The following is a 24220-nucleotide window of genomic DNA, read 5'->3' on the forward strand; positions in this document are numbered from 1 at the left end:
GCCCGCCGCCCGGCGCAGGAGGCCTGTCCGGGCGCGCCGCCGCCGCGGCCGGGGCGCGGCGGGAGGCGCGCGGGCCGCTCACGCGGATCTCATCTCGCCGCGGTAGTAGTACCAGGTGCTCTGAGCGTCGATGTCGTGCGGATCGGTCGACGGCGTTCTCTGTTCGCCCACGACGAGCAGCGTGAAGATCAGCTTGCTCGGGGTCTTCTGGAAGATCAGGCCGCCCGTGGGCTGCTTCGTCTTGTACCAGATCACGTTGAGCAGCTCGCCGGCGCTCCCGAGCTCGAAGAGGAGGCCGATCCGGCGCGTGCTCGGCGCGTCCGGATCGGCGGCCCAATAGAGCGCGCTGTTCGGAGAGGTCGGCTGGTGGACGCCCTGGATCCACTGCTGCGCCGACGCCTCCTGGGCCGTCGCGAGGACGCTGCCCCCGGCGAGCCAGTCATGGAACTCCTTCGGGTACCCGGCCGATCCCGAGCGGTTCGCGAACCCGATCGACTCCAGGATGATCGAGCTCGTCTTCAGGGGGCCGCGCCTCGACCAGTACTCGGTCTTCGCCGTGTATCCGGGGGGCGGGTTCGACCCCGTCACCGCCACCTGGAGGAGCGGGCTCTCGGTCACCGCCTCGATGAAGCGGAGCTTCGAGTCGATGGGGATCTGGTTCTGGTCCGGCTGCTCCGTGTCCTCCGGCGCCTTCGGCAAGAGGTCTCCCCTCGTGACATCCAGCTCGCCCGTGCCCGATCCAGTGCTCATGGTTCGATGATCTCCTCGTCTCGTGGGTGGAACGTCCGAATCCTATCCGCTTCGCTCGTCGCGCGCGCCCCCGGCGCGGCGGGCCCTCCCGGGCCCGCGCGCGCCGGGAGGGCTCACAGGAGGCCCACGGTGATGGGCTGGAAGAAGACCTGGACGCCGGTCCTGGAGCCGGCCTCGTTGCCCTTTGTATCGCCGACGTAGTCGAGCAGCGACACGAGGCTTCCGGGCGAGAAGGCGTAGAGATCGCGGGCGTGGTCGGTGTCGGTGTACTCGTGCTCGAAGTAGGTGGGGCTGAGGATCTCGGCGATGGTGCCGGGCGCGGTGTAGAGGTGGAACCAGCCGGTCCCCTCGGCGCGCGTCCAGTCGCTCTTGGTCTCGATGGCGTCGATGTGGACGGAGGCCCAGACCTCGTTGCCATTGAAGACGTGGAGCTCCACGTCGAGGTTGACGCGCGGCCCGTGCCCGCCGAAGTCGGCGTCGCCGCCGACGTGCGGGGGGATGTAGAACGGCGTCTCCGAATGAAACGTGACCGACGAGGAGAGGGCGGCCACGGCGACGTCCACCTCGTCCTCCGCGGCCGTCGCGTCGATCGGGGAGAGATCCTCCTGGGTCGCGTCCTCTGCGGGCGCCGCGGCGCAACCAGCGAACGACACGACGGCCAGCGAAGCAAACAATGCACGCATCATGATGAAGCTCCTTGTTTCGGGTTGCCTGCGCGCCCCTCTGCCGGGACATCGGCTCCGTGCGCGGCGATTCGCTTCGGAGCATGAGCATGCGTCGTGCCACGGCGAGGACGCGGCGATCCGGGCCGGATCCGGGGAGCCCTCGCGCCCCGGCGCCGCAGGTCGCGTCACCCCCGCTCGACTTGAGCAGGCCTTGCGCAAGCGGCGCCGGCGCGCGCCCCGCCCGGCGCCGCGCGCGCGCTCGACAGCCCCGGAGCGCGGACGTACCCTCCTCGCCCGATGCGGCCTGGCGACCTCGTGGCGGGGCGTTTCGTGCTCGAGGCCCAGGCGGGCACCGGCGGGATGGGCGAGGTCTACCGCGCCACCGATCTCCAGCGCGGCGCCCCCGTCGCCGTCAAGCTCCTGCGCGCCGCGAGCGGCGCCGACGCGCCGCGGTTCCTGCGCGAGGCGCGGCTGCTCGAGGGCCTCGAGCACCCCGGGATCGTGCGGCACGTGGCGCACGGCTCGCTCCCGTCGGGCGCCCTGTACCTCGCGATGGAGTGGCTCGAGGGCGAGGACCTCGCGCGCCGGCTCGGGCGCGGGCCGCTCGGCGTGGACGAGAGCGTGGAGGTCGCGCGCTGCGTGGCGGAGGCGCTCGGCGCGGCGCACGCCCGCGGGGTCGTCCACCGCGACCTCAAGCCGAGCAACGTGTTCCTGGTCGGAGAGGGCTCCCGCGACGTGCGGCTGCTCGACTTCGGCGTCGCGTGGGCGGGCGGGACGCGCATGACCCAGAGCGGCGTCGTGATCGGGACGCCCGCGTACATGGCGCCGGAGCAGGCGCGCGGCGGGGACGTGGTCGACGCGCGCGCGGACGTGTTCGCGCTCGGCTGCCTCCTCTTCGAGTGCCTGACCGGCGAGCCCGCGTTCGGCGGGGATCATTTCATGTCGATCCTGGCCAAGGTCCTCTTCGCCGACCCGCCGCGGCTGCGGGACGTGCGGGGCGACGTGCCCGAGCCGATCGCGGCGCTGTGCGCGCGCATGCTCTCGAAGCGACCGGACGCGCGGCCGCGGGACGGCCGGGAGGCGGCGGAGGCGCTCCTCGCGATCCAGCGCGGCGAGCACGCCCCCGCGAGCGCGCACGGCCCGGCGCCATCCCGGCCCGAGGCGCTGACCGCGACGGAGCGCCGGTCCGTCGCGGTGCTCCTCATCGGCGCCATCGACGCGGCCGCCTTCGCGGACGTCGCGACCGAGATCGCGACCGTGCCGAGCCAGCTCGTCGAGGAGGCGTCGGCGTGGGGCGCGCGCGTCGAGCCGTTGCCGGGCGGGGCGGCGGTGCTGACCATGGCCGGGCAGGGCGCGGCGACGGACCTGGCGTGGCAGGCCGCGCGGGTGGCGCTCGCGCTGCGCCGGCAGACCCCCGACCGGCCCATGGCGCTCGCGCTCGGGTGGAGCGCCGCCGCAGGGCGGATGCGCCTCCTGCGCGACGCGATCGACCGGGCGGCGCGGCTCATCTCGGCGCGCGGCCCCGCCGGCCCTGGCGACGCGCGGCCGATCGCGATCGACGAGGGCCTCGTGGGGCTCATCGACGCGCGGTTCGACGTGCGCGAGCACGAGGGGCGCTTCTTCCTGGTCGGCGAGCGCTCGAGCGCCGGCGGCGGGCGGGCGCTGCTCGGCAAGCCGACCCCGTGCGTCGGGCGCGACGGCGAGCTCCGCATGCTCGAGGCGGCGTTCGCGGCGTGCGTCGACGAGCCGTCGGCGCGGGCGGTCCTGGTGATCGCGCCGCCCGGCGTGGGCAAGTCGCGCCTCGCGCAGGAGTTCCTGCGGCGGGCGGCCGAGCGCGCCCCGCGGGCGTCGATCTGGACCGGCCGCGGCGACCCGCTGCGGGCGGACGCGCCGTACGGGCTGCTCGCCGGGGCGATCCAGGGCGCGTGCGGCATCGTGGAGGGCGAGGCGCTCGCGGCGCGGCGGGACAAGGTGCTCGCGCAGGTCGCGCGGCGGGTGCCGGAGGCGGAGCGGCCCCGGACCGCGGCGTTCATCGGGGAGCTCATCGGCGCGCCGTTCCCGGAAGGCGAGAGCGCCTTGCTCCGGGCCGCGCGGCGCGACGCGCAGATCATGGGCGAGCAGGTGCAGCGCGCCCTCCTCGCGCTCGTGCGGGCCGCGTGCGCGGAGGGGCCGGTCGTGCTGGTGCTCGAGGACCTGCACTGGGGCGACCCCGCGACCACGCGCCTCGTCGACGCGGCGCTGCGGCAGCTCGCCGACGAGCCGCTGTTCGTCCTCGCGCTCGCGCGGCCGGAGGTCACGGTCCGGTTCCCCCGGCTCTGGGCGGAGCGGAGCGTGCACGAGCTCCGGCTGAAGGACCTCGGCAAGCGGGCGTGCGAGCGGCTCGCGCGGCTCTTGCTCGGCGAGGGCGCGTCGCAGGAGACCCTCGACCGCATCGTGGCGCTCGCCGACGGCAATGGGTTCTACCTCGAGGAGCTCATCCGCGCGGCGGCGGAGGGCCGCGGGGACGCGCTGCCCGAGACCGTGGTGGCGATGGTGCAGTCGCGGCTCGACGGGCTGGGCCCCGAGGCGCGGCGGCTCCTCCGGGCGGCGAGCGTGTTCGGCGAGGCGTGCTGGGCCTCGGGCGTCGAGGCGCTCGTGGGCGAGCCGGTGAGGGACGGGCTCGCGCTCCTCGCCGCCGCGGAGCTGCTCGTGCGGCGGCCGGCGAGCCGGTTCCCCGGCGAGGAGGAGTTCGGGTTCCGGCACGCGCTCCTGCGGCAGGGGGCGTACGCCATGCTCGGCGACGAGGATCGCGCCCTCGGGCACCGGCTGGCCGGGCGCTGGCTGGAGGAGCGCGGCGAGGCGGACCCGCTGGTCCTGGCCGAGCACCTCGACAAGGGCGGCGAGCGCGCGCGGGCGTCGCGCTGCTGGCTGCGCGCCGCCGAGATCGCCCACCGCAGCGGCGACGTCGAGGCGGCGCTCTCGCGCCTCGACCGGGGGCTCGCGGGCGAGGCGCCGGCCGACGTCGAGCTCGCGCTGCTCGGGCTGCGCTGCGAGCTCGCCATGTGGCGCGTCCCGAAGGCCGGCCTCGCGGCGCTCCGGCAGGCGGGCACGCGGGTGATGCGCGAGGCGGCGCCGGGCAGCCGGCCGTGGATGCAGGGCGCGTCGGCGACGGCGCTGCACGCGACCCTGCTCGGCATGGAGGACGAGCTCGAGGCGATCCTGAGCGCGCTCGCGGCCGTGGAGCCGGCGGAGGACGCGATCGCGAGCGGGGCGTTCGCGCTGCTCGCGGGGCTGTACAGCGCGCTCCACGTCGGCGACGTCGCGAAGCGGGGGCAGCTGGTCGAGCGGGCGCGCGCGACGCTCGAGCGCCACGGCGAGCGCGAGCCGTGGGCCGCCGCGCTCCTCCACACCGCGCTCATGTTCGATCACCTCCTCGCGCTGGAGGACCCGTGGGGCGCGCTCCAGCGCGCCCAGGCGGCGCTCGAGGCGGCCCTCCGGGCCGACCACGCGCGCGGCGCCGGCGCGATCCGGATCCTGCTCGGGACGGTGCTGTGGACCCTGGGCGCGACGGCGCGCGCGGAGGAGGTGCTGGGCTGCGTCCCGGGCCCGGACGAGGAGTACGGGGCCTGGTCGTCGTACCGGCCCTTCGTCCGCGTCCACGTCGCGCTCGAGCGGGGGGATGTCGACGGCGCGCGCCGCCTGGCCGAGGCGCTGATCGCGTCCGGGCGCGCGCGGTCCCCTTCTCCGCACGAGGGGCGCGGCCGCTGGCTGCTCGCCGAGGTCCTCGGCCGCGCAGGGGAGCTCGAGCGCGCCGGCCGCGAGCTCGACGCCGCGCTCGGGCTGCTCTCGGGGGCGGACCGCATCGATCGCCCGGGCGCGATCGCGGCGCGCGCGGAGCTGCGCCTGCGGCAGGGCCGCGCCGCCGAGGCGCTCGCGGCGGTCGAGGAGACGCTCGCGCGGGTCGAGGCGACGGGCGGCGCCTGCGGGCTCTTCGGGGGCGCCCGGATCCGGCTCGCGCACGTCGCGTGCCTCGACGCGGTGGGGCGGCGCGGCGCGGCCGAGGCGGCGCTCGCCGCGGCGCGGGATCGCCTGCTCCGCATCGCCGGGACGATCCCGGAGCCGGCCTACCGGAAGAGCTTCCTCGAGGAGGTCCCGGAGAACCGGACGACGCTCGCGCTCGCGCGGGAGCGGCTCGGCGGCGTGCCCGAGCGCGCGTGACGGCGAGGGCGAGCGGCGCAATCGCTGAGCATCGCGACAGCGCTGCTCCCCGCGCGGGGGCGCTCGCGCTGCAATTCTTCAATCAGAGGCGCATTGCCGGCGGAATTGCCGGGGAAACGAGGAGCGATGCCACGGCGTCGGCGTGATGGGCAAGAACTCTGCATTGCGAGCGAGCGACAAGGTGTGATATGAGACCCCCATGAAGGTTGGGGGAATTCTTTTCAATACCATTGCCGTGCTCCTCGCCTGCGGGTGCGCGTCCTCGTCGCCGCTGTCTCCGTCGCTGCCGGACGGCGCGGACGGCGCGCGCGCTTCGGCGGACGGCGTGCCGGCGGCGGGCGCGCCGGCGCCGGCGCAGAGCGACGCGGCGGCGCGCTCCGCGGGGCCCCGGGGCCGCGTCTATCCGGCGGAAGAGCTGCGCCGGGTGGCCCGCGTCGCATCCGCGCGCTGCAAGAAGGTGAATGCGCCGTCGGATTCGGCGTGCCTCCTCGCGGAGGCCACGCCGTTCCTGAAATACCGGCCCGAGGATCCGGATTGCCGTTATGTGTCGGGGACGGCGCTGTCGGTGGCCGAGTGCTCCGATTTCTCGGAGGGCTGCCAGAGCGTGGATCCCAAGGATCTCGATCACCAGCTCGCCGCCCTGGAGAGCGCCGGCAAGGATTGCGATCGCGAGCCGACCGAGGTCGAGCGGGCCGAGGTGCTGAAGCTCGCCGGCTCGCAGTGAGGCGTTGTCCGGCGGGATGAAGCGCCCCCTGGCGCGGCGCCTGCGCCATCGGACGCGGGCCCTCGCCGGCGGGCCGCGCCGGCCGCGTCAGCCCTTGGCTTTGCCCTTGCGCGGCCGCGGGATGCCGTAGGCGCTCAGCCGGGCGACGAAGGTGCGGCGGGGCATGCCGAGGAGCGCCGCGGCCTGCGTCTGGTTGCCGGCGCACTGCTCGAGCGCGTCGACGATGCGGCGCCGCTCGATCGCGTCGAGCTCGCCGCGCAGGCCGCCCGCGGCCTCGGCCGATCGGGGAGGGCCCGGCGGAAGGGGGTTTGGGGGGAGGGGACCGGCGGGGAGGGGACCGGCGGGGAGGGGACCAGCGAGCGCGGCGACCTCGGCGGGGTGCGCGTCGATGGACGTCGGGGTGCGCGGTTCGACGAGCGGCGGCGGCGCGGAGGCGTCGAGCAGGAGGTGCTCCGGCAGGAGCGTGTCCCCGCCGGCGAGCACGACCGCGCGCTCGATGACGTTGCGCAGCTCGCGGATGTTGCCGGGCCACGGGTGCGCCTCCAGCGCGGCGAGCGTCTCGGGGGCGAACGCCGGCGCCCGGCGCCCGAGCGCGCTGGCGGTCCGCTCGGCCATCGCGCGCGCGAGCGGCGCGATCTCGGAGGCGCGCGCGCGGAGCGGCGGGATCGTCAGCGCGATGCCGTTGAGCCGGAAGAAGAGATCTTCGCGGAAGGCGCCGCGCTTCACCTCGGCGGCCAGGTCCCGGTTCGTGGCCGAGATGAAGCGGACGTCGATGGGCCGCGGGCTCAGCCCCCCGACGCGCATCACCTTCCGGTCCTCGAGCACGCGCAGCAGCTTCACCTGGATGCCTGGGGGGAGCTCGCCGACCTCGTCGAGCATCACGGTGCCCTTCTCGGCGGTCTCGAGCAGCCCGGGCTTCGCCTGGCCGGCGCTCGTGAAGGCGCCTTTCTCGTGGCCGAAGAGCTCGCTCTCGAGGAGCGACTCGGCGAGCGCCGCGCAGTTGAGGCGCAGGAACGGCCCGTGCGCGCGCGGCGATCGCCGGTGGATGTGCTCGGCGAGCACCTCCTTGCCGGCGCCTGTCTCGCCGAGCAGGAGCACGCTGAGGGGCGACGCGGCCACGCGCTCGGCGAGCGCGTAGAGCCGCTGCATGGCCGGGTCGCGCACGATGGGCTCGCCTGGCGCCTGGCCGGCGGCGGCGCTCGCGGTGCCCTCGCGCGGCAGGATCACGATCAGGGTCGAGCCCAGGTTGACCGCGTCCCCGACCGCGAGCTCGGTCGTCTTGCCTGGCTCGAGCTGGAGCTCGAGCAGCTTGGTCGTCGGCCCGGCGCTGCGCTCGCGCCGGAGGCGGGTCCCGTTCGCGCTGCCGAGGTCCTCGATGGCGAGCCGGGCGCCGAGGTGGATGATCGCGTGGCGGCGCGAGACGGAGCTCTCGTCGATCTGGACGTCGTTCTCCTTCGATCGGCCGAGCGACACCCGGCCTTCGGCCGGCAGCGGGTGCCGGGTCACGCGGCCCCCGGCGAACACCGCGAGCTCCAGGGCATGCTGCGCGTCGTTCTGCGCATCCTTCCGGGGGGACATCGCGCCAGCCACGTCTCTCTCCTTGCTCACTTCCGCTCGTTCTAGCGCGCCGCGCCGCCCGCGGGGCGAGCCGAAGCGCCTCGCGGCCGCGCTCGGCCAGGGCCCGGAGCCCGCGGGCGTCGCCCGGCGGCGCGATCGGAGGCGGCCACGGCGCCGGAAGAGCGCAGCACCTCGCGCGCGGCCGCGGCGATGACGGGCAGGACGAGGGGTAGCGACGGGCGTGCGCGCATCGGACGCCAGGATAGCCGAAGCCAGCGCGTCTCGCTGGACCGCGGGAGCCGCAGGGGGCGCGCTGGAGGGGGCGCGATCCTGCGGGGGTGGTACCTGTCATTACATGAGGGCGGGAGAGCCTTGCTGGCCTGAGGCGGTCTTCCCAGGAACCCGACGGCCGCCAGGCGACGTGCCTGGCGGAGCAGTCCTCAATGCGCGGCCTGCAGGAGCTCGACGGGGTTGCCGGACGGGGCCTAGAGCGGGGTTCGCTTGGGTTCAATGCAGATCGCTCCCGTGCTTCGTCTCCCGTCTTCCGTGCTTCGTCTCCCGTCTTCCGTGCTTCGTCTCCCGTCTTCCGTGCTTCGTCTCCCGTCTTCCGTGCTTCGTCTCCCGTCTTCCGTGCTTCGTCTCCCGTCTTCCGTGCTTCGTCTCCCGTCTTCCGTGCTCGTCCTTCGTGCGCGTGCGCGTGCGCGTGCGCGATTCCCCGGAGTCAGCGCGCACGCAGACGCGCACGAGAGACGGGGACGAGAGACGGGGACGAGAGACGAAGCGCGGTGTATCCTCTCGCCATGAGCTCTCACGAACGCGACTACGTGTCGATCAACCTCGCGAACTGGAACAGCCGCGTGCCGCACCACGAGCAAGGCTATGAGCTCCACCGGTTCCGCGAAGACCCGCGGCGGCTCTCGGGCGTCGTCGAGTTCGATCGCGAGCGGCTCGGCGACGTGCGCGGCCTCGACGTCGTCCATTTGCAGTGCCACATCGGCACGGACACGCTGTCGCTCGCCCGGCTGGGGGCGCGCGTGACCGGGCTCGATTTCTCCGAGCCGGCGCTGGCGGTGGCGAGGCGGCTGGCCGCGGAGTGCGGCGCCGAGATCGCGTACGTGTGCAGCACCGTCTACGACGCGGTGGAGGCGCTGGGCGCCGGGCGCTTCGACGTGGTGTACACGGGCGTCGGCGCGCTGTGCTGGCTGGACGACATCCAGCGCTGGGCCGCCACGGTCGCGGCGCTGCTGAAGCCCGGCGGCCGCCTGTTCCTGCGCGAGGGCCATCCGATGCTGTGGGCGCTCGCCGAGCCGCGCCCGGACGGCCTCCTGGTCGTGGAGTATCCCTACTTCGAGGTCGAGGGCGGGACGCTGTTCCACGAGAAGCAGACCTACGTATCCCACGAGGGGGAGCTCGCCGCGCCGGACAGCATCAGCTTCAACCACGGCCTCGGCGAGATCGTCACCGCGCTCTTCGCGGCGAACCTGCGGCTCTCCGCGCTCACCGAGCACGATTCGGTCCCCTGGAATCCGCTCGGAGACGGCATGGTGCAAGACGAGCGCGGCGAATGGCGGCTCCGCGAAAGGCCGGAGCGGCTGGCCGCGAGCTACACCTTGCAGGCCGTGAAGGGCTGAGCCAGCGAAGCGCGCCGGCGCCGCGCGCTCGCCGCCAGGCACCCGGTGAGGGCCCGCGCCGACAGCGGTCCCGGTGCGCGCCACGAGCGGCTCTGGTGATCTCGGACACACGCCCGTGCGCCCGGCGCCGGGAGCCGGCCGGGACCACCAGGGCGAAGGCGCCATGTCGTTGTGCCGTGTCGGCTCAATTCGCGCCGCCTTCACGCACCTCGTCCGCCGGCCGATAGCGGCCTTCGCCGCCGATCCCCGCGTGGCACATCCGCTGCTCAGCGAGCCGGCATGGCCATCGACGCTCCGGCGACCATCGCTCCCGGGCTGCGCGAACGCAGCCTCGAACCCGTGTGTGGGGCCCCTGCGCGAAAGCTCCGCCGCGAGATCACCTCCTTCATCGCCCTCGCCGCGGCGCTCCTCCTCATGGCGCGGGTGGTCCAGCGAACGGTGACCCCCGGGCTGCCCCCCGCCCAGCACATGGCCTATTCTTGGGGGCTTCTGCTCGCCCTCCTCGTCCCGGTCGCGTGGTACGTGCGCCGCCAGTCGCTGCCGCTCTCGCGGATGGGCGTGACCACGGCCGGCCTGCGCAGCAGCCTGGCGGAGTCGCTGGCCGTCGCGCTCGCCCTCGCGGCCGCCTGCTTCGCGCTGCGGCTCGGCGCGTGGACGCGCGGCGAGCCCCTCGTCACCTGGGGATCGATCGCCGATTACGACGCGACCTCGCGGGCGCTCTTCTTCGTCCTCTACGCGCCCCACTGCCTGCTCCAGGAGTTCGTGGCGCGCGGCGTGATCCAGACCTCCCTGGAGCGCTTCCTGCCCCGGTCGGGCCGGGCCGTCCCGCTCGCGCTCACCTCGGCGTTCTTCGGCGTCTACCACCTCCACGTCTCGCTTGGATTCGCCTCCCTCACGTTCGCCATCGGCCTGCTCTTCGGCGCGCTCTACGCGCGGCACCGCACCCTCGCCGGGGTGACCCTCGCGCACGCCGCCCTGGGCCTCGCGAGCGTCGCCGTCGGCCTGAACTGAACCAGGAGCCCCCTTCGATGCGCATCGCGATCATCTCGACCTACACGCACCCGAGCCGCCTGCACCGCAAGGAGCGCTCGGTCATGCAATCCTCCGTGCCCGAGCTCATCGCCGCCCTGTGCCCGCCGGACGCGGAGATCGAGCTCTACAACGAGAAGGAGACGGACATCCCCCTCGATCGCCCCTGGGATCTCGTGTTCTTCTCGTACCTGCACGCCTATTACGAGCACACAAAGGTGCTCTCCGCGCTATTCCGGCGGCGCGGCATCACCACGGTGGCGGGCGGCCGGCACGCGAGCCATTTCCGGGCGGACGCGCTCCAGCATTTCGATGCGGTGGTGACGGGCGATCCGGAGTCGAACGTCCCGGCCCTCATCGCCGATTTCCGGCGGAACGAGCTCCAGCCCGTCTACGCGCTCCCCCCGGTGCCGCCGGACCGGATCCCCACCTACCGCTACGACCTGGTCGATTACCGCAACAACCTCGTCCGGATGCCGGGCATCGAGGCGTCGCGCGGCTGCCCCTTCTCCTGCAACTTCTGCGTGCTCACGGGGCACGAGCAGTATCGATATCGGCCGATCGACCACGTGATCCGGGACATCCGCGACCGGATGATCTTCAACCGGCGCATTCCGGGGGTGACCGGCGATGTGTTCGGCTTCCTCGACAACAACCTGGGCGGCTCTCCCCGCTACCTGCGAGAGCTCTGCGAGGCGCTGATCCCTCTCAAGAAGATCTGGGGCTGCGCGCTGACCTTCAACGTGCTGCGCGACCCGGAGCTTGTGCGCCTCATGGGGCGCGCGGGGTGCCGCTACGTCTATACAGGGCTGGAGTCGCTGAACCCCGAGTCGATCAGCGCGATGAACAAGGGGCAGAACAAGCTGAGCGAGGTCCGCGAGGTCCTGAAGCGGGCCTCGGCGAGCGGGATCGTGCTCTCGTTCGGGCTCCTCGTGGGCGCGGACGGGGACACCAACGAATACCTGGAGCGGGTGCCGGAGTACCTGCACGACCTCGGAGATCAGTGCCCGACGTTCCTCGGGATCGTCTGTCCGTACCCGGAGACGCCGTTCTTCGCGCAGGTGGCGGCCGAGGGGCGGCTGCTGCCCGGGGTGACCAGCCGGGACCTCGACGGGTACACGCTGTGTCACCGGCCGGCCCGGCTGCACCCCTCCGAGGCGATCGAGCACTTCCGGCGCCTGAGCCGCATCCTGGGCAGCGTGCGCAGCGTGGGTCGCCACCTCTGGGGCCGGCTGATGTCGAGCGACCTGCCCCGCTACAAGACGTGCGTTCTGATGTCGGCGCCCGAGGTGATGAGCCTGCGCGCGCCGCTCGCCAACCGCGCGCGCAGCTACATCGCCGGGCGCGACCCGATCGAGGCGTGGGACGCGGAGAGGATGCGGGAGCTCGGGATCGAGCCGCAGCGCATCGACGCCGCGTCCTGCCGGGCGGCTCCGCGCGGCCTCGCCCGGATCCGGCCGCGGCGGGCGGGCCGATCCGGGTTGAGCTCCCCGACCCGGGTTGAGCTCCCCGACCCGGGTTGAGCTCCCCGACCCGGGTTGAGCTCCCCGACCCGGGTTGAGCTCCCCGACCCGGGTTGAGCCGCGAGCGGCGCGATCGACCCTGTTGATGGTGGCCGGCTGCATGGCTGAGTCGGTCGACAGCGCGAGCGACGCCGACACCGAGACGGACGAGGAAGTCGGAACGGCAGCCGACGCTATCACGAATGGATGGACGGCCGACACGTCCGACGGCTGGGCGCCAGTCGCGTGCGACAGCGGCAACGCCATGAGCGCGTTCCATTGCAGCGGCTCCGAGTGTGACAACATCAGGGGCTATTGCTCTTCCCTTGGAACCTACAACACGTCCACGTACTGGACCTCCTACTTCTCCGAGGAGAGCACGAACTACCGGAGGTGCAACTACGGGGATTTCGTCACGGGGCTCGCGTGCACGGGCAGCTACTGCGACAACGTGTCGCTCCAGTGCTCCCACCTCAACGGGAAGACCTGGGGCAGCTGCTACTGGAGCGGATTCATCTCCGAGGAGAACGCTGGGTCGATCTATTTCCCGCCGGGCTACTACATCGCAGGCGCGAAGTGCGGCGGAGATCACTGCGACAACATGGCGTTCTATTACTGCCAGGCCATCTGAGCGCAGGCGCTCACCCGAGCCTGGCCGCTCGGCGCGGCGATCTCCGCGGTCGCGGAGCTTGAGCGGGTTCTGCGGCGTCAGGTACGAGAGCGTCATCGCGAAATGAAAGGCGAGCAGCGCGGGCGCGGACGTTGAGAGCACGCGGAGGTAACGGCGCACGGGTTCGTCCATTCCGGGTTCGGGGTCGCCGGAGAGAAGGCCGCGCGCGGCCCGTGAACGGCGGCGGCCCCGGCGGGCCGGCCGAGATAGCTACTTGTCGAAGAGGACGTCCGCTCGGCCGCACGCAGGTGCGCCGTTCATCGCGATACTCCTCCAGGCCCCGTAGCCGCCGCCCTGGAAACCCTGCGCGTTGGTCGTCGAGACACCGATGTTGCCGATCCCCCCGGCCGGGGCGACCGCCGCCTGCGAGACGACCCCCGAGGCCCCGATCGCGATGCCCGCGGGGTCCACCTGCGTCGTGGTGGCCACGTCGGCCGCGGGGGACCCGTAGAACGCCACCGTCTCTGGCGTCGCGGCGCTCGCCTCCGCGCCGAGGACGGAGCGGGCCTTCAGGCCCGAGGCCGCGGGCGCCGTCGCGTGCGCCAACGCCATGCCGACGAACAAAGACAACACCGCGAGCGCCGTGATGATCTTGCTTGTCATGCTATTTCCTTTCCGTTCAATCATGTGATGGTTGCAGTGGCCCGACATGCCAGCTGGGACGGTCGAGCTCTGCGGAGCCCGCGCGACTGCGGTGCTCCACGGGCTCGGCGCGTCAAGCCAACTCGCAGGTCATGGTAGGCTCTCTGACCAAGAGCACGCGCCGTGCCGGCCGCGCTCTCGCGGGCGCAGCGCGCGCTCCGCCCGCTGGCGGCGCCCACCTACCGGCCGCGCCCGCTGGGCCGCGCGCTCGGGCTGCCGGGCGACTTGCGCGGTCGAGCAAACCACCACGCGCAGCGGTTTGCTCGGCGCGTCGTGCGCGAAGCCGCGAGGTCGCCCCGCGCGGGCGCGGCCGCTCAGGCGCGCGCGAAGGCGAGCAGGGCACGGCTGACGGGCTCGCGGTGGGTGACGAACAGCCCGTGCGGCGCGCCCTCGATCACGAGCAGGCGGCTGCCCGGGATGAGCGCCGCCGTCTTCTCGCCGGTGATCGCGAGCGGCGCCGACGCGTCGCGGTCGCCGTGGATGACGAGGGTCGGCACCGCGATCCGGCGCAGCTCGTCGCGGAAGTCGGCCTCGATCGACGCGCGGTTGCAGTCGAGGAGCGCCTTCATCGAGCACTGGAGCATGAGCTGCTGCACCCAGTCCCTCATGGCCTGCGACGTCTCGGGCACGAAGAACGGCGATGCGTTGTCGGCCAGCCATCCCGGGTAGTCGGCGCGCATCGCCGCGCGCGCCTGCTCGACGAGGCGCCGGTCGAGCCCGTCCGGGTTGTCCGCCGCCCTGAGGAGCATCGGCGTGGTGGGCGCCAGGAACACGGCGCGGGCGATCCGGCCGTCCCCGTGCCGCGAGAGGTAGCGCGCGATCTCGCCGCCGCTCATCGAATGGCCCACCAGCGTGACGTCCCGCAGATCGAGCTGCTCCAGCACCGCGGCGAGATCGTCGGCGAGCGTGTCGTAATCGTAGCCCCGCCCCGGATCGCTCGAGCGGCCGTGCCCGCGCCGGTCGTAGGCGACGCAGCGCAGCCCGTGATCGACCAGGTCGACCATCTGGTATCCCCACATATCGCTGCTCAGCGCCCAGCCGGAGAGGAACACCACGGGCTTGCCCGTGCCCCAGTCGCGGTGGAACAGGCGCGCGCCGTCCTGCGCCTCGATGAACGGGCCGGCGGCGGGCCGCGGCCTGCTCCGCGCCGGCCGCGGCTCTCCGGGGCTCGCCGCCGGGCCGGCTTCGGGATCCACGGGGGTGGCCGGCGTGTCGATGTGCTGTTCAGTCATTGCGGTTCTCCTTCCTCGTCGCGCGTCGTGAGGAGGAGTTGAACCACGCCGCGGGCGCGGGTCGATTACCTCCCAGGTAATGGGAGAGCGCGGGCCGCCGCTCGAGGGCTGGCGCGGCGGCGCGGCCCGAGGTGGCGGGCCGCCGAGGTACGGCCAGCGGGGACCTGCGCGCCGGGGCTGGCGCGATGGAGGGGAGTGGAGGCGTGAGGAGAGCCGGGGGAGGCGCGCGTGGTTGCGTCGGTTGCGCCGGTTGCGTCGGTTGCGCCGGTTACGCTGGTTGCGTCGGTTGCGGGCCATGAAGCGAGCGTGGTACTTGTCGCAACCATGAGGCCTGGGGGATCCTTGCTCGCCCTCGTCGGCGCGTGCGTCGGCTTCGCGTGCGCGTGCTCCGAGACGCCGCGGCCGGCGGCGGGCCCGCGGACCGCCGGCGCCACGAGCGCGCAGCCTGCGCGCCCTCGGGTCCCGATGTACCCGGCGGCCGACCTGGAACGGATGGCGCGCATCGCCGCCGCGCGCTGCAAGGAGGCGAGCACGCCGTCGGACGCCGCATGTCTGCTCACCCAGGCCTCCACGTTCCTGAGGTACCCGCCCGGGGATCCCGACTGCCGCTATGTCGCGGGGACCGCGCTCTCGGTCGCCGAGTGCTCGCAGTTCGAGGAGGGCTGCCTCAGCGTCGACCCCGGCGATCTCGTCCGTCAGCTCGACGCCTTGCAGGGCGCTGGCAAGGACTGCCAGCGCGAGCCGACCGACGCCGAGCGGGCCGAGGTGCTGCGGCTCGCGGGCGCGAAGTGATGGGCGGAGGCGCGTCGCGCCGGCTCGGTCCGAGGGCGGAACGCCATGCTGCGACCGCCGCGAGCGGCGGGACAGGGGAACGCGGCAGAACAAGCCGGCCTTGACGGAGGTCGCGTGCGCGCCGCGCGAGACGCTAGCATCCTCGGCATGAGCGATCTCGGCCCTCAAGACGCGTGCCTCGACGTACGTGACGAGCCCGACGGCATCCTGCGCGTGGCGCTCCGCGGTGACCTCACGGACGACCGGGCGCGCGCTGTGATCGGTGTGCTCCGGCGGGCGGCGGAGAGCGGCCGCGACGTCCTGGTGCTCGCCGACGTGCGTCACACGGGCTCTATCCCGGCGTCGGCGCGCAAGGTGTCGTCGGAAGAGATGCGCACCGCGCGCGTCGATGCCGTCGCCATCGTCGGGGCGAGCTTTTCCCAGCGCGTCGTCGTGACGCTCCTTGCGAAGGGCGTGCACATCCTCACAGGACAGCTCTACCCGCAGCAGTTCTTCGACACCGAGGGAGAGGCGCGCGCGTGGCTGCTCGCCCAGCGGGGCGCGCTCCGGGCCAGGCGGCGTCCGGCCGTATGACGCCGCGCCGACCGGTCCGAGGACCGCTCGGCGTCGTCCGCCGCCTCAAACGATGAGCTCGCTCGCCCGCATCGCCGCGTCGACAGCGGCGTTGACCGTGAAGGCACGCACACCGCCTCGCCGCAGAGGAGCTAGCATGGTCCGCATGAACGATCTCGGCCTCAAGGGCGTGAGCCCGGGTGTACGTGACGAGCCCGACGGCATCCTGCATGTGACGATCGACGGCGAGTTCACGGAAGAGCGAGTGCGCGCCATCTTTGGCGTGTTTCGGCGGGCGGCGGAGAGCGGCCGCGAGGTGCTGGTGCTCGCCGACATGCTTCAGGCGGGCCTCCTCCCGGCGCCGGTGCGCAAGGCGACGACGGAGGAGGTGCGGCGCACGCGCCTCGACGCGGTCGCGATCCTCGGAGCGAGCTTTTCCCTGCGCGTCGTCCTGGGGCTCCTCGCCAAAGGCGCGCAGATGCTCACGGGACGGCCCTACCCGCAGCAGTTCTTCGACACCGAGGGCGAGGCGCGCGCGTGGCTGCTCGCCCAGCGAGACGTGCTCCGGGCCGGGCGGCGCCCGATCGCGTGACGCCAGCACCGGCCCACAACGTCGCCGCTTTGCGTTGATTCCCGGCTGTTCCGCGGGATCTGCGCTGCGCATCGCGATGACGGGTCCTCGATCGCGAGCACGCGCCCCCCGGGCCAGCCCGGCCAAGGCGCCCCGGCCGAGTCCTCGATGCCGTCCTCAGGCCTGGGGTGGCAGCTCGTCGAACTGCGGCACGTCGCCCGTGATGCGGAACCAGCTCGCCTTGGAGCCGACGAAGATGTGCGCCGCCGGCCGGATGCCTGGATCGGTGTCGAGCGTGCCCGCGGGCACCACGGCAGAGCCGCGCTCGGGCGACAGGCGCGGCGCCGCGCCGCCGCAGCCCGTGCAGAAGGCCACGGCGAAGAACCGCGCCTCGGGCAGCTTGTAGCTCGCGACCTGCGCCTCGCCGCGGACCCAGCGGAACCTGTCCAGGGCCACGAAGACGTTGGCCGCGTGCGCCGCGCTGCGCCCGCGGCGGCAGCGCGTGCAGTGGCAGTACATCATGCGCAGGGGCGTCCCGTCGAACTCGAACGCCACGTCGCCGCACAGGCAGCTGCCCTGGGTGACTCCCTCTCTGGCCTCGACCGCGGGGCGCTCCACGACCGGCGCCTGGGTCCCGGGCGGCCACTGCTCGAACCGAGGCAGGGAGTCCGTGATCGTGTACCAGGGGGCCTTGGAGCCGACGAACTGGTGAAACTGCGGCTCGACGCCGAGATCGCCCTCCAGGTTGCCGGCATGGACCAGGGCGAACTGCCGCTCGTGGGAGAGCAGCGGCGCGGCCGCGCCGCAGGTGACGCAGAAAAAGCGATGCGGGCTCGCGCTCGACGCGCGGACGGCTTGCTCGCCGGCGAGCCAGCGAAAGCCTGCCAGCGGAGCGACCGCGGCCGTGGCGAACGCCGAGCCGTGGAATTTGCGGCACAACGAGCAATGACAGTTCAGCATGAGCTGGAACGGACCGTCGATCTCGTAGCGGACCGTTCCGCATAGACACGCGCCCTTGGTCATGGTCGTACCTCCCGTGGTCGTGCTCGATCGGTGTGCGCCGGAGCGATGGTTGGGGCGCGCACATTAGCACGGCGGCGGCTCCTTGCTCCTCCTCGTCGGCGCGAGCGCGGTCCTCGCGTGCGCGCGCTCCGGCCCGGCTCGCGCCGCGGCGCGCGCCGCGAGGATGAAGGGAAGGGCGTCAGGGACGCTGCGCTGGACGCGCCGTTGCGCGCATGGTTGGAACCGCGGGCGACGGCCGCCGCAGCCCGAGCCGCGCCGCGCGCCCCCCTGCATCGCCCGGAGCCCGCATGGAACCGCAACACGCCGAAGACATCTCCGTTCTCGCCTCGCAGCTGCACCGGCTCCGCCGCGACGTGCGCTGGCTCAAGGTCTACGCCGCGCTGTCCACGCTGGCCATGTGCGCGGTCGCGCTGACCGCGGCCCGATCGCTGGGCACGGGCGAGGAGCTCACCGCCGAGCGCATCAATGTGGTCGATCCCAACGGGGCGACGCGGCTGGTGATCGCCAACGCCGAGCGCTTCCCGTTGCCCAGGCTCGCCGGCAAGGAATACCCGCGCGCGGTGCATCCGGCCGGGTTGGTGTTCTACGACGCCAGGGGCAACGAGGTCGGCGGGCTGGCCATCACCGACGCGGGCACGGGCAAGGTCGGCGCGCTGGCGCTCGACTATCCCAACTACGACGCGATGGGGCTGGTGACGCGCATCAGCCCGGACGGCGCCGACGCGCTGGCCGGCTTCCTCATCAACTCGCGTCCGCCGCAGGACCTGGACGTGATCGCCGCCGGCAAGGTCGTGCAGCGCCGCATCGCCATCGAGAACCACAACGAGGACGCGCAGATCGTCCTCTCCGACCCGCAGGGCCGCGAGCGCATCATCCTGGGCGTCGACCGCGACGGGCAGGCGCGCATCCAGATGCTCGACGCACAGGGCAAGGTGACGTTCCAGGCGCCGCAGTGACGCGGCGGAGGCGTGCGCTCGGCCCGCCGGCCGTCCCGGTGGCGGTGCGGGAGGTCGAGCTTGCCGACGCGCGAGGTCGGCGACACGACGCCCCCCTGCGGCACGGACGCCGCGCGCATCAATGCGCACGTGCTATGCGGTCGGCGTGCGAGCCCTCGTTCCGTTGCTCCTCCTTGCCTCGGCGTGCACCCCCGCCGCGCCTCCCTCGCCCGGGCCCGCGCCCACGCCCGTCGCGGTCACCGCGCCCAGCCCCATGGAGCCCGCGCCGGGCCGTCCCGTCGCCTTGCCCGCGGAGTTCGTCGCGGACCGCATCTTCGTCCGCCCCGTCATGGTCGACGGGCGACCCTTGCGCCTCTACACGGACACGGGCGGCGGCACGCAATTCCTCCATCCGCCGGCGGTGGAGCGACTCGGATTCACGGTCCGCACGATCGAGGCGGACGGGGAGAAGCTCTCCCTCACGCCCATTCCCGCCTGGCGCGCCGAGGCGAGCATTCCACCGCCGCTCGCCATTCACCAGCCTCCCGAGCTGAAGACGCACTATTTGGTCCTCGACGAGGCTTTCGACGAGGGGGACGGGTTCCTCGGCCAGGGCTGGTTCGGCGGGCGCACGTGGACGTTCGACTATGCGGCCCGAAAGCTGCTCTGGCGCGCCGCGGGGGACTTCCCTGCCCACGCGTCCTCCGATGCAATCCCGCTCCATCTACCTCGCGCCCAGGATGGCCTGCCCACGATGCACTTCGGGCGCGTCACCGTGCTCGTCGACGGCGAGCCGATCGACCTGCTGTTCGACACCGGCGCCACCCTGACCCTCGCGCCCGAGGCGCTCGCGACCCTGGGCGACGGCGGTCCCGCGACCCGGGGAACGAGCTTCATCGCGCGCGGCGTATTCGAGCGCTGGCGCTCCCGCCATCCAGAATGGCGCGTCGTCGCCGACGCCGAGCGGCGCACTGGCTTTGCAATCATCGAGGTCCCCAAGGTGTCGATTGCGGCCCACGAGGTGGGTCCGGTGTGGTTCACCTTCCGCAAGGACGAGAGCTTCCACGCGTTCATGTCCTCGATGATGGACGCCAGGGTGGAAGGCGCGCTCGGGGGCAGCGCGCTGCGCTACTTCCGCGTCACCGCGGATTTCGCCCAGGGGAAGGTCGTCTTCCAGCGCCCGTGAGCGATGGAGCGCGCCAGGCTCCGCCGAAGGGCAAGCGCGCCAAGGCCGTGGTCGCTCGTGCTTACGCTGTGGTCGCGCTCGAGCAGCGGGACCTGCGCGTGCGGATCAGAGCTCGGACGCCACGCTCACGATGGCCCCGGTGATGCGCGACAGATCCTCCGGCGCGATGATGTAAGGCGGCATCGTATAGACCAGCTTCCCGAACGGCCGTAACCAGACGCCGCGCTCCACGAACGCCGGCTGCACGCGCGCCATGTCGACGGGCCGCTTGAGCTCGACCACACCGATGGCGCCGAGCACGCGCACGTCGGCCACCGCGTCGAGGGCGCGGCAGGGGGCGAGCTCGCGCTTCAGCTGCGCCTCGATGGCCGCCACGCGCGCGCGCCAGGGCGAGTCGAGCAGCAGCCGGATGCTGGCCAGCGCGGCGCTGCACGCGAGCGGATTGCCCATGAACGTGGGGCCGTGCATGAACACGCGCGGCTCGCTCCCGGCGATGGTCTCGGCCACCCGCTCCGTGAAGAGCGTGGCGGCCAGGGTCATGGTGCCGCCGGTGAGGGCCTTGCCCAGGCACAGGATGTCCGGCGCGATGCCCGCGTGATGGCAGCCGAACATCTCCCCGCTGCGGCCGAAGCCGGTCGCGATCTCGTCGAGGACGAGCAGCACGTCGTGGCGGTCGCAGAGGGCGCGCAGCTCGCGCAGGTAGCCCGGGTGGTAGAAGCGCATCCCGCCGGCGCCCTGCACGACGGGCTCGAGGATGACGGCCGCCACCTCGTGCGCGTGCCGCTCGAGCAGGGCGGCCATGCTGCCGAGCGCATCCGGCGACCAGGGCGCGCCGAAGGCCGGGCCGGGCGCCGCGGCGAACAGGTGCTCGGCGAGCGCGCCGCGAAACAGGTGGTGCATGCCGTTCACCGGGTCGGTGACCGCCATCGCGCCGAACGTGTCGCCGTGGTAGCCGCCGAGCACGCTGACCAGGCGGCGCTTCTCCGGCTGCCCCCGCGCGATGAAGAACTGCAAGGCGAGCTTGATGGCCACCTCGACCGACACGGATCCGGAGTCGGCGAGGAAGACGCGCGTCAGCGGCTCGGGCGTGAGCGCCACGAGCGCCTCGCAGAGCTCGACCGCGGGCGCGTGGGTGAGGCCGCCGAACATGACGTGGCTCATCCGCCCGAGCTGGGCGCTGATCGCCGCGGTCAGCGCCGGGTGCCCGTAGCCGTGGATGGCGGCCCACCAGGAGGACATGCCGTCGACGAGCTCGCGGCCGTCGGTGAGGGTGAGGCGGACGCCCTCCGCGCGCTCGACGGCGAAGAGCGGCGCGCTCGAGATGGGCGCGGCGTAGGGGTGCATCACGCAGCGGCGGTCGCGCGCGACGAGATCGTCGCCGCTAGCCACGGCGCCCTCCTCGCCGGGCCTGCCGAGCCGACGGCTCGCCGTCCTCTTCGCGTCGAAGCGGGCTGCGGCGCGCGAGCGCGCGGGTTCCTCGGGGCTCGACCGTTCGCCAGGGCATCGCGGCGCGTCTAGCCCAGAACGCGCAGCGCCACCAGGGTCCGCCGGGCACGGGGGCCTCCCTGCCCGGCGCCGCGGCGCTCCGACGGCCCCGGGCCGCCGCCCCGGCGCCCGCGGCGCGAGGCCGCGACCCCCTCCGTACGATTCCTCGATCGGGCTGTAACGTTCGGGCCCCCTCCGAGACTGTGCTCGTAGCGGGATGAGCCGCCGTGGCGCCGGGGACAGGCCCGGGCGCAGGGGCGCGCGCATTCATCGCACGTCGAGACACGTGATGACGTCGCGCTGGAGGAGAGCCAGGCGACGATGAGGAGACATCCATGAACGGTCTGCTTCGCAAGGTCCTTCGGTTTGGCACCACGATCTCGGCCGCGGCGCTCATGTCGTCCGCGCTCCCCGCCTGCGGCGGCGGGGACGGCGACGGCGCGACCGGGGCCGGCGGCCCCCAGGCGTCGGACAAGAACACCTACGTCCTGGTCCACGGCGCCTTCGTGGGCGGCTGGGCGTGGGACAAGGTGGTGCCGCTCCTCGAGGCCGGCGGCCACGAGGTGATCGCCCTCGATCTCCCCGCGCACGGCGAGGACCGGACGCCCCTCGCGGACGCCAGCCTGCAGGCCTATGCCGACGCCGTGGTGGAGGCCATCGACAGCGCCTCTCGCCCCGTCGTCCTCGTGGGCCACAGCATGGGCGGCATCGTGGTGAGCCAGGCGGCCGAGCAGCGGCCCGACAAGGTGAAGACGCTTGTCTACCTGACCGCGTTCCTGATGAAGGACGGCCAGTCGCTGAACCAGGAGTGGGCCGACGACGCGGGGGCGGAGATCAAGGCGTACGCGGCCGCGTCGAGCGACGGCACCTCGCTGAGCTTCAAGGAGGGGTGGGCCGAAGGCGCCTTCTGCCAGGATTGCTCTCCGGAGGACATCGAGGCGCTCGAGAGCCACCTGCGCGAGGAGCCCGCCAAGCCGTTCGACGAGCCCATCCACGTCACCGAGGAGCGGTGGGGGAGGGTCCCGCGGGTCTACATCGAGGCGCTCCAGGATCTCGCCATCAGCCCTGCGGAGCAGCGGCAGCAGTACACGGCCTTGCCCTGCGAGAAGGTGATCTCGATCGACGCGGGCCACGCCCCCTTCCTGACGAAGCCGAAGGAGGTCGCGGACGCGCTGGCGTCGCTGTGACCCCGTCGGCGGCCGCCGCCCTCGCGGGGGCGAGCCGCCACGGATCGGCGTCGATTGATGGGGGGCGCGGCGGCGTGGTACCGTGCTCCGCGTGTCCCACGACGCTTTGGCCGGCGCCGACGGCCCTGCGGCCGCACCGGCGCAGCGCGCCTCGGCCGAGATAGGCCCGCTCCCCGCGGCGGACGGCGCGGCCGGCTCCGCGGCGTCGGCGGACGACGTCGCGCTCGTCCGCCGGCTCCTCGCGGGGGACGAGCAGGCCTTCGAGCGGCTCGTGACCCAGCTCCACACGCCCATGCTCCGGCTCGCCCGGACCATCGCCGGCCCCGCGTGCGCGCAGGAGGTCGTCCAGGAGACCTGGGCGGCGGTCTTCGACGGGCTCGTCCGCTTCGAGGGGCGCTCCGCGCTGAAGACCTGGGTGTTCCGGATCCTGACGAACCGCGCGAGGACGTGGGGCGCGCGGGAGAAGCGCACGGTCCCTGTCTCCTGGCTGGAGGCGGGGGATCAGGGCGGCGAGCCCGCGGTCGATCCGGCCCGGTTCGACGGCACGGGCGACTGGGTGAGCCCGCCTGCCCCGTGGACGGAGCAGAGCCCGGAGGGGCTCTTGCTGCGCAAGGAGATCGGCGCCGTGCTCCAGCGGGAGCTCGAGGCGCTGGTGCCTGGCCAGCGCGCGGTGGTCTTGCTGCGCGACGTGGAGGGGTGTCCCTCCGACGAGGTCTGCGAGATCCTGGGCATCAGCGAGGCGAACCAGCGGGTCCTGTTGCACCGTGGCAGATCGAAGCTCCGGGCCGCGCTGGAGCGATACCTGACGAGGGGGTGAGCGCGCATGGTCGTCACGTGCTGTCAGCTGACGGAGATGATCACCGACCGGAGCGAGGGAAAGCTGTCCTCGGAGCAGGAGGAGGGCTGCGCGCGGCACCTCGCGTGGTGCGATCGGTGCCGGACCTACCTGCGGCAGATGGAGCTGACGATCGACGCGCTCCAGGGGATCCCGGGCGAGCCGCTGCATGACGAGGTCCGCGCCGCGCTGTTCGCGCAGTTCCAGCGGCGGAAGACGACCGCCGACTAGCGCCGCGGGTCAGGGTGCGCGCCGGCGGCGTGCTGCAGCGCGAACCTGGGCACAGGCGCGCTCGCCGCGGCTCGGCTTCCCTCGCCGCGCGCCGGGTTCTTCTCCGCCGAGCCCGTCACCGTCGCCCTCGAAGGAGGCGCGGAGCGCCCTGGGGCGACGGCGAGGGTGACGGGCGAGCGCGGATGGATCGGGTATATCCAGGGACAGTTCAACGAGGAGCACGATGATTCTCCCCAAAAAACGTGACCCACGGTTCATCACCATCCGCCGCGGAGGGCTCCTGGAGGACGGCACCCACCACGCGCTGGCCATCTGGGCCGCAGAGTGCGCGGAGCACGTCCTGAGGTTCTTCGATGAATACAGGCCAGACGACGACCGGCCGCGCAGAGCGATCGCGCTCGTGCGGGCGTGGACCCGGGGCGAGGCCACCATGAGAGAGTGTCACAACGCGGCGTTCGCCTCCAACGCCGCAGGCCGCGACGCGCCCCCCGCCGCCCGCTTGGCCGCCCTTGCGGCGGGTCAGGCGGTGGCCGTGGCGCATGTCGCCGCCCATGAGCTGGGGGCTGCGGCGTACGCCATCAGGGCTGCCCGGGAAGCCGCGCCGCCGGGCCAAGGGGACGCGGCTGCGCGCGCCGAACGCGCGTGGCAGTGGGAGCGGCTGACCGACGAGATACGGGACCTCGTCCTCGACGACCAGAAGCTGCGAAACGCGCTCTGTTGGGACGTGTTCGTCGACTGAGCCGACGGCGCTGCCGCGAGGGGACGTGACGTTCGAGGGCCGTCGAAGCTCTCGTTCCAGACCGTGCCGGCGGTGAGGTCGAACT

At 73.2% G+C, this 24220-nt stretch carries 22 protein-coding genes; 15 read left to right on the forward strand and 7 right to left on the reverse strand.

Annotated elements, in window-relative coordinates; translation table 11 throughout:
- Positions 1–78: 78 nt before the first annotated feature.
- Together WME83_RS04755 and WME83_RS04760 are read right to left on the reverse strand one after the other, a co-directional pair.
- The gene (locus WME83_RS04755) at positions 79–750 is read right to left on the reverse strand and encodes a hypothetical protein (protein WP_437318059.1); all 672 of its coding nucleotides are present in this window, start codon (positions 748–750) and stop codon (positions 79–81) included.
- A gap of 113 nt (positions 751–863) precedes the next feature.
- Positions 864–1436, reverse strand: coding sequence for a hypothetical protein (locus WME83_RS04760; RefSeq protein ID WP_437318060.1), 573 nt, complete (start codon positions 1434–1436; stop codon positions 864–866).
- Between the two features lie 276 nt (positions 1437–1712).
- Here WME83_RS04760 and WME83_RS04765 point away from each other — a divergent pair, with 276 nt between their 5' ends.
- Both WME83_RS04765 and WME83_RS04770 read left to right on the forward strand, forming a co-directional pair.
- Positions 1713–5612 (forward strand): serine/threonine-protein kinase, encoded by a 3900-nt coding sequence (locus WME83_RS04765; protein WP_437318061.1) that lies wholly within the window; start codon positions 1713–1715, stop codon positions 5610–5612.
- 199 nt (positions 5613–5811) lie between these two features.
- The gene (locus WME83_RS04770; protein WP_437318062.1) at positions 5812–6336 is read left to right on the forward strand and encodes a hypothetical protein; all 525 of its coding nucleotides are present in this window, start codon (positions 5812–5814) and stop codon (positions 6334–6336) included.
- An 87-nt stretch (positions 6337–6423) separates the two neighbouring features.
- Here WME83_RS04770 and WME83_RS04775 read toward each other — a convergent pair whose 3' ends face one another.
- The gene (locus WME83_RS04775; RefSeq protein WP_437318063.1) at positions 6424–7944 is read right to left on the reverse strand and encodes a sigma 54-interacting transcriptional regulator; all 1521 of its coding nucleotides are present in this window, start codon (positions 7942–7944) and stop codon (positions 6424–6426) included.
- Positions 7945–8693: 749 nt separating this feature from the next.
- On the opposite strand from WME83_RS04775, the gene WME83_RS04780 reads away from it, so the two are divergent.
- The 4 genes from WME83_RS04780 to WME83_RS04795 all read left to right on the forward strand — a co-directional run bounded on the left by WME83_RS04780 (position 8694) and on the right by WME83_RS04795 (position 12686).
- Positions 8694–9524 (forward strand): class I SAM-dependent methyltransferase, encoded by an 831-nt coding sequence (locus WME83_RS04780; protein WP_437318064.1) that lies wholly within the window; start codon positions 8694–8696, stop codon positions 9522–9524.
- 279 nt (positions 9525–9803) lie between these two features.
- Complete coding sequence (locus WME83_RS04785) at positions 9804–10535, forward strand: CPBP family intramembrane glutamic endopeptidase (protein ID WP_437318065.1); 732 nt, start codon at positions 9804–9806, stop codon at positions 10533–10535.
- A 17-nt stretch (positions 10536–10552) separates the two neighbouring features.
- A complete protein-coding gene (locus WME83_RS04790; protein WP_437318066.1) occupies positions 10553–12076 on the forward strand; it encodes a B12-binding domain-containing radical SAM protein in 1524 nt (507 codons plus the stop codon).
- A 100-nt stretch (positions 12077–12176) separates the two neighbouring features.
- Positions 12177–12686: a hypothetical protein gene (locus tag WME83_RS04795; RefSeq protein ID WP_437318067.1), complete on the forward strand. Its 510-nt coding sequence runs from the start codon at positions 12177–12179 to the stop codon at positions 12684–12686.
- A 249-nt stretch (positions 12687–12935) separates the two neighbouring features.
- On the opposite strand, the gene WME83_RS04800 is transcribed toward WME83_RS04795, so the two are convergent.
- Both WME83_RS04800 and WME83_RS04805 read right to left on the reverse strand, forming a co-directional pair.
- The gene (locus WME83_RS04800; RefSeq protein ID WP_437318068.1) at positions 12936–13328 is read right to left on the reverse strand and encodes a hypothetical protein; all 393 of its coding nucleotides are present in this window, start codon (positions 13326–13328) and stop codon (positions 12936–12938) included.
- Positions 13329–13681: 353 nt separating this feature from the next.
- Positions 13682–14599: an alpha/beta fold hydrolase gene (locus WME83_RS04805; RefSeq protein ID WP_437318069.1), complete on the reverse strand. Its 918-nt coding sequence runs from the start codon at positions 14597–14599 to the stop codon at positions 13682–13684.
- A gap of 342 nt (positions 14600–14941) precedes the next feature.
- Here WME83_RS04805 and WME83_RS04810 point away from each other — a divergent pair, with 342 nt between their 5' ends.
- From WME83_RS04810 to WME83_RS04820, 3 genes are all read left to right on the forward strand, one after another.
- The gene (locus tag WME83_RS04810) at positions 14942–15391 is read left to right on the forward strand and encodes a hypothetical protein (RefSeq protein ID WP_437318070.1); all 450 of its coding nucleotides are present in this window, start codon (positions 14942–14944) and stop codon (positions 15389–15391) included.
- A gap of 147 nt (positions 15392–15538) precedes the next feature.
- Positions 15539–15964 carry an STAS/SEC14 domain-containing protein gene (locus WME83_RS04815; protein WP_437318071.1) on the forward strand — a complete coding sequence of 142 codons (426 nt, stop codon included), beginning with the start codon at positions 15539–15541 and terminating at the stop codon, positions 15962–15964.
- Positions 15965–16100: 136 nt separating this feature from the next.
- Positions 16101–16535: an STAS/SEC14 domain-containing protein gene (locus tag WME83_RS04820; protein WP_437318072.1), complete on the forward strand. Its 435-nt coding sequence runs from the start codon at positions 16101–16103 to the stop codon at positions 16533–16535.
- A 156-nt stretch (positions 16536–16691) separates the two neighbouring features.
- On the opposite strand, the gene WME83_RS04825 is transcribed toward WME83_RS04820, so the two are convergent.
- Positions 16692–17537: a GFA family protein gene (locus tag WME83_RS04825; RefSeq protein ID WP_437318073.1), complete on the reverse strand. Its 846-nt coding sequence runs from the start codon at positions 17535–17537 to the stop codon at positions 16692–16694.
- A gap of 212 nt (positions 17538–17749) precedes the next feature.
- On the opposite strand from WME83_RS04825, the gene WME83_RS04830 reads away from it, so the two are divergent.
- Positions 17750–18493, forward strand: coding sequence for a hypothetical protein (locus tag WME83_RS04830; protein WP_437318074.1), 744 nt, complete (start codon positions 17750–17752; stop codon positions 18491–18493).
- A 145-nt stretch (positions 18494–18638) separates the two neighbouring features.
- On the forward strand, positions 18639–19658 hold the full coding sequence (locus tag WME83_RS04835; RefSeq protein ID WP_437318075.1) for a hypothetical protein: 1020 nt from the start codon (positions 18639–18641) through the stop codon (positions 19656–19658).
- Positions 19659–19763: 105 nt separating this feature from the next.
- On the opposite strand, the gene bioA is transcribed toward WME83_RS04835, so the two are convergent.
- Positions 19764–21047 carry an adenosylmethionine--8-amino-7-oxononanoate transaminase gene (gene bioA, locus WME83_RS04840; RefSeq protein ID WP_437318076.1) on the reverse strand — a complete coding sequence of 428 codons (1284 nt, stop codon included), beginning with the start codon at positions 21045–21047 and terminating at the stop codon, positions 19764–19766.
- Positions 21048–21478: 431 nt separating this feature from the next.
- Here bioA and WME83_RS04845 point away from each other — a divergent pair, with 431 nt between their 5' ends.
- From WME83_RS04845 to WME83_RS04860, 4 genes are all read left to right on the forward strand, one after another.
- Positions 21479–22330, forward strand: a complete 852-nt coding sequence (locus WME83_RS04845; protein ID WP_437318077.1) for an alpha/beta fold hydrolase — start codon at positions 21479–21481, stop codon at positions 22328–22330.
- Between the two features lie 91 nt (positions 22331–22421).
- Positions 22422–23147, forward strand: a complete 726-nt coding sequence (locus tag WME83_RS04850) for an RNA polymerase sigma factor (RefSeq protein WP_437318078.1) — start codon at positions 22422–22424, stop codon at positions 23145–23147.
- A gap of 6 nt (positions 23148–23153) precedes the next feature.
- The gene (locus tag WME83_RS04855) at positions 23154–23396 is read left to right on the forward strand and encodes an anti-sigma factor family protein (RefSeq protein WP_437318079.1); all 243 of its coding nucleotides are present in this window, start codon (positions 23154–23156) and stop codon (positions 23394–23396) included.
- A gap of 223 nt (positions 23397–23619) precedes the next feature.
- Entirely contained in the window at positions 23620–24135 is a 516-nt protein-coding gene (locus WME83_RS04860; RefSeq protein WP_437318080.1) for a putative immunity protein, read from the forward strand.
- Positions 24136–24220: the final 85 nt, after the last annotated feature.

The sequence above is a fragment of the Sorangium sp. So ce385 genome (assembly GCF_051474135.1).
Classification (GTDB): Bacteria; Myxococcota_A; Polyangia; order Polyangiales; family Polyangiaceae; genus Sorangium; species Sorangium cellulosum_D.